Source organism: Leptolyngbya sp. AN10 (assembly GCF_050565645.1).
Taxonomy (GTDB): domain Bacteria; phylum Cyanobacteriota; class Cyanobacteriia; order Leptolyngbyales; family Leptolyngbyaceae; genus Leptolyngbya.
In genome coordinates this window covers 304,905-316,774 of sequence record NZ_JBNXVP010000007.1, presented here as the reverse complement: position 1 = coordinate 316,774, position 11,870 = coordinate 304,905, and the positions used below count along the sequence as shown (strand labels likewise).

The 11,870-nt window shown below is 46.2% G+C and carries 11 protein-coding genes; 7 read left to right on the top strand and 4 right to left on the bottom strand.

Annotated features, from left to right (window positions below; all coding sequences use genetic code 11):
* Positions 1–143 precede the first annotated feature (143 nt).
* Positions 144–2,069: a hypothetical protein gene (locus ACQ4M5_RS13125; protein WP_430676070.1), complete on the top strand. Its 1,926-nt coding sequence runs from the start codon at positions 144–146 to the stop codon at positions 2,067–2,069.
* Here the strand turns inward: ACQ4M5_RS13125 and ACQ4M5_RS13120 are convergent.
* Entirely contained in the window at positions 2,066–2,902 is an 837-nt protein-coding gene (locus tag ACQ4M5_RS13120; protein WP_430676069.1) for an ADP-ribosylglycohydrolase family protein, read from the bottom strand. The genes ACQ4M5_RS13125 and ACQ4M5_RS13120 overlap by 4 nt on opposite strands.
* A gap of 96 nt (positions 2,903–2,998) precedes the next feature.
* Between ACQ4M5_RS13120 and ACQ4M5_RS13115 the strand changes: the two genes are divergently transcribed.
* Positions 2,999–3,598 (top strand): peptidoglycan-binding domain-containing protein, encoded by a 600-nt coding sequence (locus tag ACQ4M5_RS13115; RefSeq protein WP_430676068.1) that lies wholly within the window; start codon positions 2,999–3,001, stop codon positions 3,596–3,598.
* A gap of 598 nt (positions 3,599–4,196) precedes the next feature.
* Positions 4,197–4,820, top strand: coding sequence for a hypothetical protein (locus tag ACQ4M5_RS13110; protein WP_430676067.1), 624 nt, complete (start codon positions 4,197–4,199; stop codon positions 4,818–4,820).
* Between the two features lie 143 nt (positions 4,821–4,963).
* Here ACQ4M5_RS13110 and shc read toward each other — a convergent pair whose 3' ends face one another.
* Positions 4,964–6,991, bottom strand: a complete 2,028-nt coding sequence (shc, locus tag ACQ4M5_RS13105; protein ID WP_430676066.1) for a squalene--hopene cyclase — start codon at positions 6,989–6,991, stop codon at positions 4,964–4,966.
* Between the two features lie 101 nt (positions 6,992–7,092).
* Between shc and ACQ4M5_RS13100 the strand changes: the two genes are divergently transcribed.
* The gene (locus tag ACQ4M5_RS13100) at positions 7,093–8,217 is read left to right on the top strand and encodes a glycosyltransferase (RefSeq protein ID WP_430676065.1); all 1,125 of its coding nucleotides are present in this window, start codon (positions 7,093–7,095) and stop codon (positions 8,215–8,217) included.
* 14 nt (positions 8,218–8,231) lie between these two features.
* Positions 8,232–8,897, top strand: coding sequence for a M15 family metallopeptidase (locus ACQ4M5_RS13095; protein ID WP_430676064.1), 666 nt, complete (start codon positions 8,232–8,234; stop codon positions 8,895–8,897).
* Here ACQ4M5_RS13095 and mnmA read toward each other — a convergent pair.
* Both mnmA and murD read right to left on the bottom strand, forming a co-directional pair.
* Positions 8,865–9,911 carry a tRNA 2-thiouridine(34) synthase MnmA gene (mnmA, locus tag ACQ4M5_RS13090; protein WP_430676063.1) on the bottom strand — a complete coding sequence of 349 codons (1,047 nt, stop codon included), beginning with the start codon at positions 9,909–9,911 and terminating at the stop codon, positions 8,865–8,867. The two genes, ACQ4M5_RS13095 and mnmA, sit on opposite strands and share 33 nt — an antisense overlap.
* A 54-nt stretch (positions 9,912–9,965) precedes the next feature.
* Positions 9,966–11,333, bottom strand: coding sequence for a UDP-N-acetylmuramoyl-L-alanine--D-glutamate ligase (murD, locus tag ACQ4M5_RS13085; protein WP_430676062.1), 1,368 nt, complete (start codon positions 11,331–11,333; stop codon positions 9,966–9,968).
* 89 nt (positions 11,334–11,422) lie between these two features.
* Between murD and ACQ4M5_RS13080 the strand changes: the two genes are divergently transcribed.
* Together ACQ4M5_RS13080 and ACQ4M5_RS13075 are read left to right on the top strand one after the other, a co-directional pair.
* Positions 11,423–11,614 (top strand): DUF6888 family protein, encoded by a 192-nt coding sequence (locus tag ACQ4M5_RS13080; RefSeq protein WP_430676061.1) that lies wholly within the window; start codon positions 11,423–11,425, stop codon positions 11,612–11,614.
* Positions 11,611–11,835 carry a DUF6887 family protein gene (locus ACQ4M5_RS13075; RefSeq protein ID WP_430676060.1) on the top strand — a complete coding sequence of 75 codons (225 nt, stop codon included), beginning with the start codon at positions 11,611–11,613 and terminating at the stop codon, positions 11,833–11,835. Before ACQ4M5_RS13080 ends, ACQ4M5_RS13075 begins: the two co-directional genes overlap by 4 nt.
* Positions 11,836–11,870: the final 35 nt, after the last annotated feature.

The following is an 11,870-nucleotide window of genomic DNA, read 5'->3' as shown; positions in this document are numbered from 1 at the left end:
CGAACTGAGTGGTGAAACGCATTTGCGGCGACGATAGTGAGAGGGTAGCTTCTCGTCAAAATAGCAGTCCGCCAGGGTACTTATACGATAGATGGAAGCCCTTCTACAGTACTGTGTAGAAGGGCTTTTTGCTTTAAGAATCGATGTTGATTGAGTCGCCTTACTCTCATATTCACTTCATCTCTCAGCCAGAATCTAGAGAAGCGATTTTAGGCTGGTTCTCAGATGATGATGTGTTGCTGGAGGAGAAGGAAGCTTTTATTGATGCTCTGACTAACTTTGACGATCGCTGTAATCACTTCTTCAGCTATCAAACCTATTTCCTAGCGGCAGAGGCGATCGCACTTCTCCCAGATTGCTCACAAGCTGATGCGATCGTCGATCAGCTTCTCAAGTGGAGTTATTCTTTTTGCCGAACTTCAAAAGGCGATTGGAAAGTCTATCCTCAAGCTTTAACGATCGCTGCAAGAGAAGCACTTAGTCGAACAGATATTAAACGAGTGGCAAATCGATTAGCTGAAATTGTTCATACAACGGATAGCTTAGTCGTTCTTCGACGGGCGGCTGAGGAATTAGGAAGATTGAATCCAGGCGATGGGAGTGCGATCGCAGCGTTAGAACAATTAATTCGGCATTCCCAATCTCTTCGGGATCGTGTCAAGGCTATAAAAAGCTTAATCCCTCTTAATCCTCAGAACCCTCTTATTATTCCTGGTTTGCTTGGAATTATGGATTCAGATGAGGTTGGAGTTCATATTTTTCGGGATGCTACATGGGCGCTTAGAGATATTGCAATTCGAGATGAGGTTGCAATTAAAGCGATCACTGGATTTCTACATCGAAGGCAGCAACATGTTGGATATCAATTGGACGAACAGCAATCCCAGTATCCATTCGATGCCGATATATTTCTGTGTAATCAAAGTGCAGAATTGCTTAGTGTGATTGGGACTGGTAGTCAATCTGCAATTCTGTCGTTGTTGAGGTTACTCCAGCAAACAGGTTTTCATGTATCTGAGTTCTACCCGTCAGAGCGCTATTTTGGGTGGGAGGCAGTAGAAGCACTGGGAAAAATTGCGATCGGTGATTTAACCGCGATCGCTGAACTTACTCAGATGCTTTCCGATGCTCAAGAACCTTTATTACGCTGTCATGTTGCAGCAGCATTGTTGAGGATTGACAAAAATAATTCCAAAGCAATGACGGTTCTTACTGAGATTTTAGAAACTGCCCAAACTGAAGTGAAGTTGCTAGAGCCTGAAACGTTCAGTAGATCTGAATTAGGAGGACTTCCAGAATATCTATTGTGGAGAGCCGCTGATAGTCTTGCACGGAATGATCCCAATTCTCAAAGTGCGATCGATGTTCTAGTTCAACTGGTGCAAACCTCGATTTCCGATACGTCTTGTCTTCCAGTTCTTTACTCTTTACTCGAAATTGATAGTACTAAACAATTAGCAATTAACGCATTGATTCAGCTTCTAGAGACAAAGCCTGATGATTTTCTTTGCGAGGCTTTGTCAATTTTTCGCGATGTTGAGGTCGGAAATGAATCGGTAATCAATGCTCTAACGCGCTTGATTCAACGATCGCAGAGTCAGAGTAATCGGTATGCTGCGGCTGGAGTTTTGGGAGTGGTTGATCCAGATAATTCGTTGGCGATCGCAACGCTGATCGAATTACTGGAATCGGATTATTGGTCTCTTTGGAGTATTGCTCAAGAATTAGGGAGAGTTGGTATCAATGATGAGCAAGCGATCGCAGCTTTGCTCAAATTTGTTCAGACCTTTCGGAGAACAAGCGATCGACGCGATCGCCAAAGGTTAACGGATTGCTTTAAGCATCTGAAATTGAAAGAACTTTTATCGTATGTTGTTCAGGAACTCAAGGACTATCTCGACCCTAAACATACTGATTTAGATGATGACCAGTTTGAAAGTGGCGCATGTTTTGAGTGGGAAGATGTCGAGGGAGTCCGTTCTGAGGTTGCTTATCAAATCATTTGGAATTGTGCCCAGAATATGAGCTATCCCGATTTTTATCAGGCTTGGACAGGTGAGCGGCTTTAGATTCGACGCATCACTTGAGGAGCCGCGATCGCTAAATCCCCCTCTTCAACCAAATACATCCCCGACCAACTCGCCAACAATCGTCGCGATAACTGTTGAATTTCTGCTTGTTGTACCACTTCCATTCGCCATTCTGCGGGAAGCCCGATCGTACTGTTATACGCCCCTGAAAGCGCTCCAGTTAGCGCTGCAACGCCTGGAACTTGGTAACGGGTTTGAATGGCTCTCTGAATCGATAAACGGAAGTCTCCGGGAGTGCTGAGGAAACAGTAGAGGGAAAGTGCGATCGCTGCATCTCCAGTAGTTGCATCACTTAGCGTCAGAATTAGCTGTGTAGCATCTTCTAGTCCGATTCCTTGTTGAATCATGGTTTCGACTTGTTGAAGGCGTTGAAGCTTGGGAATGCCTTCGGGTGGAGCTAATAATGCCTCGAACATTGAAGAGACGAAACGGCGAGGTGTCAGAGATTCGAGAAGGGCTTGGGAAAGGGTGTAACCGATCGCTAATAAATCGAGTTCGGATACGGCGGGATTTTGCCAGAGTTTGAGAACGGTTTCGATGTTTTGGCGGAGTTTGGGAAAATCTTCGTGGAAGAATAGGAAGACTGGGAGAAGCGCGATCGCAGATTCGGCAGTCGTGAGCGGTTCTCGGAAAATGGGATCGCTTGGGTTCTCGGCGCGACTGGGATCAATCAATGATTCGGCGTAGAAGTGCATGAATTCAAAGGAATCGCGGCGGGTAGGAATGCGACCGGAAACTTGAATTCCGATCGTTTCACCGACGATCGCGCCCATCATGGCGGCTTGAAATCGATAGAGAAGTGCAGACTGCATGATTATTTCTCGAAACCTAGTGTAAAATTTTCGCTGATTTGACTCGCTTTTAGCTGATTCAATCTGAAGGCAACCTTACCCCAAAAATCCCGTCTCATGATTCGTCTTCAACCTCGTTTGTTTATGCAGTTTTTACGATCGATTGTTCTGACAATCGCGCTGGTGATGGTTACAAACATTCCTGGATTCGCGCAAGCTCCAACTCGATCAATTCTCAGGGTCGGCAGTCAAGGTACAGATGTCACCGAGTTACAAAGCACATTGAAGCTTCTAGGGTACTATGCGGGCGCGGTCAATGGCGTGTTTGAAGAAAGTACCGCTCAAGCTGTAACACGCTTTCAGTCGGCGGCTGGAATTACGGCAGATGGCATTGTTGGCTCTGAGACGTGGAATCGCTTGTTTCCGACTTCTGAGCCTGTTGCAGTGAATCCACCACAAAGACCGCAAACTCCGGTTGAATCACGTCGTCCTGAGCCTGCACCGAGTGGAGAATTCCCGATTTTGCGGCGGGGGGCGAGGGGTGAAGCAGTCCGAGGATTGCAGAATCGATTGAGCGCGATCGGTGTTTATCAGGGTGAAATTGATGGAATTTTTGGACCGGGAACGGAGGAGGCGGTGAAAGCGGCTCAGAATAAGTTTGGATTGGAAGCGGATGGAATCGTCGGAGGGGCGACTTGGGCGGCGATTTTGCGGTAGATTAGCGCGATCGTTGCGATCGATGAAGGGCTGTAAACATTGGTGAATTGAGTGTGCCACGCTAGGGCAGGAATGCTACTTTAGATTCAAGACACAAAAGAAGTTGAAATCCTTCTTCCAAGCAAGATTAAAGCCTGTGTCTCCTGCTTTAGTCGCCTCGCAAAAGTCTAGGAAACAGCACTAAAGATCGCACTTCAATTTGATTGAGATTTGTCTCGTTCACTTCAGATTATTGGTTCATTGAGACAAACAAAGGTCAGATGAAAACTACAGCCTGATTTGGTTGGATGCGTAGTGATTGTCGATGAGAAAGTTTGCGATTTCTGTCCACCTTACTTGTTACTTCTTGTTCAAGCTACACATACAACTAAGTGACTACAGTTTTCAGGGTTTGGCGATCGCCAGACCCTTTGACGTTTTAGAGATGATTTGGTTGCGTCTGGAAGTTAAGTTGTTGCGAATTCTATTCGCAGCTAGACAGACGAAGACCGCCTGCACAGTCTGATTAATCGTTAGACCGCTTAAATCTGCACTGAAGCGATTCACTGCTTGGTAATGGCGCATAATTGCTGATAGACAAAGAAGAGGGGGAACCACTATGCCTCATCTGCAAAAGCTCGGTGGTATTGCTGCATTTATCAATGTTGCCGTTGCGATCGCAACATTAGCAGTGGCAAGTATGCTGATTGGCTTCACAGCTATGTCTGATCCAAGCAAACTAGCAGAATTAGCCGTTCATAATCCTACACCGTTACTGATTCAGGATGGTTTGAAGTTTGTTTCAGCAGTCATTTCTACTGTGCTAATTTTGGCATTAGCGAACTATCTACATCGTGACAGTTCAATTTTGCTCTCAATTGCGACTGGATTTGGATTTTTCTCTATTTTCTGCTTGGCGGTTAATGCCGGGTTGAGCCTGTATGCGATTTCTCATGCGACGGTTCTTGCTGAAGGGGCAGGGAGGATGGGTGAGCAACTCAGCCACATGATCGGAATTCTGGCAATAGCTGTCATGATCTGCGATGGGTTATGGTACTTATTGATGAGTTGGACAGCACTCAAGAACCAGGGATTACCGAAACGCCTGTGTTATCTCGGTTTAGGGATTGGGACGCTCAGTTTAGTCCCGCCGCTAGGAATAATCGTGTTGTTGTTAGGTATAGTGTGGTCAGCATGGATCGGGCGAGTGCTATTGCGGGAAACGCAATCAGTCTACCCATAAAGCCCGTTGCTCACCGACCGCCGTGAGTTTGATCTGTTGTGATGCAAAGGTTACTGGCGGCGGGTGAACGGGGTCGTTAGTGTGCGGCATATTTCGTCCTTGCAGCGGCAAATTTATGCGCTCAAAGATGCCGATCGCTCTACTTACGATTCTTGTAAGAGATCAACGGTTTCCTTAACTTTCAAATTCAACGGCACTTTTAACGCTATGCGCTGTTTCAAGCTGGTTTGATAGCGTCCTAAAGCAGTCAGTGAGAAATGCTGCTGATAGAGATGATATTTCAGATAGAAATGTCCTGGGAAACCTGTGCCAGTGAAAAAGTTTTCATTCCAAGCACCATCTTTTTGAGTTTGAATCAGATAGGCGATTCCTTTGTCGATCGCTTCCCATTCATAACTCCCAATCCCGTCTCCTGCTGCTAACAATCCAATGATTGCCCAAGCAGTTTGAGACGCAGTACTCTCGCCTTTTCCTTTGAGGGTTGGGTCTTTATAACTTTCGCAAGTTTCACCCCAACCACCATCAGGATTTTGCACTTGAGCTAACCAGTTTGCACCTCGCTCAATGCTGCGTCGATGTGTGTTAGGAGCGACTTTTGATAATGCTGCTAAAACGCCGCTGGTTCCGTAGATGTAATTTACGCCCCAGCGCCCGAACCATGAACCGTCTGCTTCTTGTTCACGAACGAGATAAGACAACGCTCGATCGAGTCGTTCTGGAGTTAAAGCTGCACCTCTTTTGGGATCTCCGCTCTGAAGCTGTCCCAACATTTCTAAAACTCGTGCGGTGACATCAGCGGTATTGGGATCAATCATCGCTCTCAAATCACCATAAGGCATTGCATTCAGCCAGTCTTGATCGTTATCGAGATCGAATGCTGCCCAGCCTCCAGGCTTACATTGCATGGTGCTAATCCAATTTACACAGCGAACGATCGCTTGTTGTTTCTCTGCTTCATTTGGCATTCTCAACAAGTCAAGCGCCATCACTATGACCGCAGAATCATCAACATCGGGATAAAAACGATTCTCGAACTCAAATGCCCACGCGCCGGGTTTTCCTTCGGTGTTCTTAACTGCCCAATCTCCGTAGCTGAGAATCTGTTTTTCGAGTAGCCATTCTCCCGCTTTTACTAACGTTGGATCAGAGGGAGATACACCGGATTCGATCAGCGATCGTATAACCAATCCTGTATCCCAAACCGGAGAGATACAGGGCTGGATTCGATAGCTGTTGTCTTCCTCAATGGCGAAATTGTCGATCGCTCTTAGTCCTCGTGCCACATACGGATCATTCGCGTCGTATCCCAAACAGCGTAATGCAATCAGTGAATTGATCATGGCTGGAATAATTCCGCCCCAATCTCCGGTTGCTTCTTGGCGTTCGAGAATCCATTTTTCAGCGGCTTTGATGCCTTCTTCGCGGAATGGAACTAAGTTGAGATCCTCGGTGAATTTGAAAGCTCGATCGAGATCTAAAAATAAGTCCGTCCAATCCGATTTTCTCGGCAATTCGTATACAGCATTGTGAACGCCTTCGACATAGAGTTCATCGAGCGTAATGGCAGAATCGGTAATGAAAACGGGTTTACGATCGAATGCAATCAACAATGGAACGGTACTGCCTCGCGCCCAACTCGACATTTCGTAAATGCTGAAGGTATGACCCGAAAACAATGGCTCTGAGCTAAATGGATTCGGAATCTCAACTTTCAGCGAGGGCAGAAACATAATCCACGGGGGAAGCGACGGAATGCCACGCCAATCGAAACAACCAATCAGAGCTAAATGGAACTTCGTAAAGATACGAGTTTTAGTAATTCCCCCTCGTGCCAAGATAAATTCTTTTGCTCGAACTAATGCGGGATCAGCCGATGAAACACCGAGCAATCTCAGTGCCATGTAAGCTTCGACTGTCGTGCTGAGGTCGCCGCCATCGTTGTAGTACAATTCCCAGCCGCCGTGATCCCGTTGCTCTGAGCGTAGATAGTTTTCGGCTTTGTGTAACGGGCGCTCTCGATCGGTTCCCCAAATCTTGTGGAGCAAAATCATTTCAGCCGTAATCGTCACATTCGATTCAAGTTCCGCCCACCAATAGCCCTCCGGCTTTTGGAGCGATAAAAGATGCTGTTGACTAGCTGAAATTGCGTTTTCTAGTGATTGTTCCTGCATTCCAATTCTCCTCACACCCAAAGCCAAATTGATTTACAGCTTTGCTGCTATTTTCTAGGACTTATGATTGAGTTTCTATTTGACTTTAAGGTGATTGTGACATGAGTGAAATCATTCTTGGGTTCTCGATCGTAAGTTTATTGATTTGGGTCTATTTGTTATTGTTCCGAGGACAGTTTTGGCAAATGGATCAACGTCTGCCCGAAGGAGGTTCCCAAAGTGCTTCAGTGTGTGTGGTGATTCCAGCGCGAAATGAGGCGGATTTGCTGCCGATTACTTTACGATCGCTGTTGACCCAATCGTATTCCGGTTCGCTCAAAGTCATTCTGGTCGATGATCACAGCACCGATGGAACCGCAGAAGTGGCACGAGAAACAGCGGCAAGTTTAGGAAAATCTGAGCAATTAGAAATTCTCTCGGCTCAACCGTTGCCCTCAGGTTGGACGGGGAAACTCTGGGCGTTAGAGCAAGGCATTCAGAAAGGAATGGAACTAGAGCCAGATTATTTTTTGCTAACCGATGCCGATATTGAACATGGTTTGGACAATGTGCGGGATTTAGTAAGTCATGCGATCGACGACGATCGAGAATTAGTCTCGCTCATGGTCAGACTCCGCTGCGTTAGCTTTTGGGAGAAGTTGCTGATTCCAGCGTTTGTGTTCTTTTTCGCAAAGCTTTATCCGTTTCGATGGGCGAATAATCCGAATCGATCGTTAGCGGCAGCCGCAGGAGGATGTAGTTTAATTCGCAGAGAAGCCTTAACTCGAATTGGAGGAGTTGCAGCAATTCGACAGGCGTTAATCGATGATTGTGCGTTAGCAGATGCGATTAAATCAACTGGATCGCATCGGATTTGGTTGGGATTAACTCAAACAACGATTAGCTTACGTCCTTATGATTCACTCGATACGATTTGGAACATGGTTTCTCGTACTGCTTATACTCAGCTAAATTATTCTCCGTTGCTGTTAATCGGTGCAGTATTTGGAATGTTTATCGTTTATCTATTTCCTGTACTTGGAATATTAACTGGTAGTTTGATTAGTGTATTAACTTATCTATTAATGTCGTTGTCATACTTTCCGATCGTACAATTTTACCGCTGTTCGTTTTGGTATGCGTTTTGTTTACCCGCGATCGCATTTCTCTATCTGTTGATGACGATCGATTCTGCAATCAAACATTGGCGCGGTCAAGGTGGCGCATGGAAAGGACGAACTTACTAATTTTTGCATCTGCTATGAAAACTCTCAAATTCTTCTTTGTGCTGGTGTTCACTTTTGCGATCGCATTCCTACTCTCTCGCCCGGTTCAAGCACAATTAAATCCGACTGTATTCGTGGATATTCGATCGATTAATCCTCGAATCGCACTAGATATTCGTTACGCAACCCGAAATAACTTTGTCAAAGAAACGCTCTATCCACAAGCTCGCTGTATTCTTCGGGCTGCAACGGCACAACAACTCTCACAAGTCCAAACCGATTTAGAAAGACGTGGACTTGGACTGAAAGTATTCGATTGTTACCGCCCGTTGTCGGTTCAGAAACGACTGTGGCAGATTAAGCCAGATCCAAATTTTGTGGCAAATCCAGCGATCGGATCACGACACAATCGAGGAGCAGCAGTTGATCTAACATTGGTCGATCGAACTGGAAAAGAATTACCCATGCCAACCGGATTCGATGATTTCTCAGAACGAGCCAGTCTAAACTACAACAATCTACCCGCTGAAGTTCTGAGAAATCGTCAATTGCTCCAAGACGCAATGGTGAGAGCAGGATTTACCCCGCTCTCCACCGAATGGTGGCACTTTGATGGGCGAGGCTGGCAAAACTTCTCAGTTCGAGATGTTGCCTTTGGTGCAATTCCATCACCCTCGCTCAATAATTCCGCCACCAAGTAGCACTTCACCGTCATACCAAACCGCTGCTTGACCGGGTGTGATACTAAACTGCGGTTCATCAAACACGATTCGCACTCGGTTATCTTCAAGCGGAATCACCGTTGCAGGTGTCGCAGTCGATCGATAACGAATTTGCACATCCGCTTTGATCGGGGCGGACGGAGGCGCGATCGAAACCCAATTAATCCGCGTCACCGTACATTCAAGGTTCTGCGCTTCCGATCGTTCTCCCACGACCACTCGGTTACGTGCTGCATCTAGTCCAATCACATACAGCGGTTCAGTGTGAGCAATTCCCAATCCTTTCCGCTGTCCGATCGTATAGTGATGTACGCCCTCATGTTGACCGAGCACTTTACCAGCTCGATCGACAATTTCACCCTTATGCGGTGTGATGTACTTATCGAGAAACGCCTGCATCGAACCGTTTGCTTCCACTAAGCAGAGATCCTGACTTTCGGGCTTGTCTGCGGTGTGAAGTCCAAACGATGCGGCAATTTGGCGGGTTTCGGTTTTGTGCTTTTCACCGAGCGGAAAAACGACTTGCGAAAGCACTTCTTGATCGAGATCGTAGAGAAAATAAGACTGATCTTTTGATCGATCGATCGCTCTCAACAACTGATAGCGTCCATTCTCAAACCGAATTCGCGCATAGTGACCTGTAGCAATTTTCCCAATCCCCAACGTTTCCCGCGCATACTTCAGCATCGGTGTAAATTTCACCGCTTTGTTGCATTGGGAACAGGGCAATGGCGTAATCCCATCACCATAGCCAGTCACCAAAAAATCGATAATATTTTCCTGAAACACATCGCGGCTATCAACAATGTGATGGGGAATTCCCAACTCCTCACAAAGTTTCGCTGCATCGACCATGCCCTCAGAGCAACACTGACCCTTCCCTTTCATCAACCAAAGGGTCAAGCCAACGACTTCATAGCCTTGATCATGCAACGTAGCAGCGGCAACTGAACTATCGACTCCTCCAGAGAGTCCGACCACAACTTTGTTCATCGGAGTTTCGCAATCTATATCTTTTCTAAGCTAACATTTCGCCACGAAATTGGCTTAATCCGGCATCGTCTCTAGACAAAGTTGCCGGAAATGATCCCCGCGCTGCTCGAAGTTCTGATACTGGTCAAAACTGGCACAAGCAGGAGATAAAAGCACGACTTGAGCAGAATACTGTTTGGCGAGAGTGGTCGATCGCTCGATTGCCCGTTCCATTGTGCCAACATCTTCATAGTTTGAGTAATCCACATCCTCAAGCCGTTTCGCAAACGTTGGTGCAGCTTCTCCAATCAGCAACACAAAAGCAGCCTTCTCTTGGATCACATTCAACCATGCTTGATCTTCCCCGATTTTCGGTTCTCCACCCGCAATCAAAATCACGGGAGCTTTTACCGCAGCTAATCCAACTTCTGCTGCATCATAGTTCGTTGCTTTACTATCATTGATAAAGTCAATTCCCTGCCAAGTGCAGATATGTTCTAGGCGATGAGGAACGCCCGGAAATTCTGCAACGGCTTGTGCGATCGCATCCTTTTCAATTCCTGCTAACCGCGCTGCCGCAACTGACATCAATAGATTCTGCAAATTATGTGCTCCGGGCATTCTCAGCGCATCCGTTTGAACGATCTTTTCACCTTGTACGATCGCCCAACCATCCTCAATATAAGCTCCAAATTCTGGCTTTCCAATTAGCTCAGATTTGCCGTTCACACTTGTCCAGCAAGCATTTTCTTGAATCGGATAGCTCTGTTCCAATCCAATGTTTCTCAGATACACATCATCACCATTAAAAATCTGGTGCTTCGATTGATTGAGCAAACTAGCTTTAATGTTGAAATAGTTCTCTAAGGTTTTGTGGCGACTGAGATGATCGGGTGTAAATGTCGTCCAGATTGCGATCTCAGGCTGAATTGATGGAGAGGATTCAATCTGATAGCTACTAATTTCTGCGATCGCCCAATCTATCTTCTGATCCAACAATGCAACCTCACAAGCTGCATATCCAATGTTGCCAAATGCAGGTGCATGAAATCCTGCTTTCTCAAAGATCGCAGCAGTTAAAGCAGTTGTCGTTGTTTTGCCATTGGTTCCCGTAATTGCGACCCAAGGAGCGTAATTTAAAGCTCTCCAAGCAAGCTCCATTTCCCCGATCGTTTCAATGTTCATCGATCGAGCATCGGTCAAACTCGGTACATCCCAAGGCACACCTGGACTGACGACAACTAAATCGGGTCGTACTGATTCCGGATCAAATCGATCGCCTAATCGAACATTGATGCCTTCTGACAAAAGCTCCTGCTGTTGAGCTTCGAGAGCAAGCGAAGAACCGCGATCGCTAATTGTTACTTGCCATCCTTGGCGCTTGAGAAGCCGGGCGGCAGCGTTGCCAGATTTCCCCAACCCAATAATAGAAGCATTCGGCATAGGATACGATCGCGTTTACTCTTTTTGCACTTCTAATCCTACTGCCTAATGAGTTGTATGATTTCTCTTGACTGAATTATCTTGCTAGAATGAATTCACAGTTTTATCCAACTCCCCAGCAGTCTGAGAAATGCGTTTTACTCTGCATGACTCTAACAAGAATGTATGTTCCAATTTATCTAGTTCGCCTAGATGAGCGAAATGGAGATATCTTTATGTTAGCTGGCGAAGAGATGGAAATTGTCATTTATCGCGATGGTCAATGGAGGTACACATCATGAAGCCTGATTTTTCTGCAATGACCAAATCCCAACTTCGTGCTTACGTGCTTGAGCATCGTGACGACGATCAAGCGTTCTACGCCCTCGCCGATCGCATTTTGGCAAATCCGAATTTGAAGTGGTACGCGCCCGAAGATGTAGAACGTTTCCCTGAAATTTACGAGGAACATCGCAAGCGAAAAGAAGCAGATCAGAATTCGATTGAGCCTGAGCAAAATTAATGCAGTTTGAGAAGGGGAATGTGTTTGCATTCCCC

Bases quoted from the DNA above. Each gene is read 5' to 3' on its own strand.
- ACQ4M5_RS13110 (WP_430676067.1), top strand. From the start codon at position 4,197: ATGCCTCATCTGCAAAAGCTCGGTGGTATTGCTGCATTTATCAATGTT.
- ACQ4M5_RS13115 (WP_430676068.1), top strand. From the start codon at position 2,999: ATGATTCGTCTTCAACCTCGTTTGTTTATGCAGTTTTTACGATCGATT.
- ACQ4M5_RS13080 (WP_430676061.1), top strand. From the start codon at position 11,423: ATGAATTCACAGTTTTATCCAACTCCCCAGCAGTCTGAGAAATGCGTT.
- mnmA (WP_430676063.1), bottom strand. From the start codon at position 9,911: ATGAACAAAGTTGTGGTCGGACTCTCTGGAGGAGTCGATAGTTCAGTT.
- ACQ4M5_RS13095 (WP_430676064.1), top strand. From the start codon at position 8,232: ATGAAAACTCTCAAATTCTTCTTTGTGCTGGTGTTCACTTTTGCGATC.
- shc (WP_430676066.1), bottom strand. From the start codon at position 6,991: ATGCAGGAACAATCACTAGAAAACGCAATTTCAGCTAGTCAACAGCAT.
- murD (WP_430676062.1), bottom strand. From the start codon at position 11,333: ATGCCGAATGCTTCTATTATTGGGTTGGGGAAATCTGGCAACGCTGCC.
- ACQ4M5_RS13075 (WP_430676060.1), top strand. From the start codon at position 11,611: ATGAAGCCTGATTTTTCTGCAATGACCAAATCCCAACTTCGTGCTTAC.
- ACQ4M5_RS13125 (WP_430676070.1), top strand. From the start codon at position 144: ATGTTGATTGAGTCGCCTTACTCTCATATTCACTTCATCTCTCAGCCA.
- ACQ4M5_RS13100 (WP_430676065.1), top strand. From the start codon at position 7,093: ATGAGTGAAATCATTCTTGGGTTCTCGATCGTAAGTTTATTGATTTGG.
- ACQ4M5_RS13120 (WP_430676069.1), bottom strand. From the start codon at position 2,902: ATGCAGTCTGCACTTCTCTATCGATTTCAAGCCGCCATGATGGGCGCG.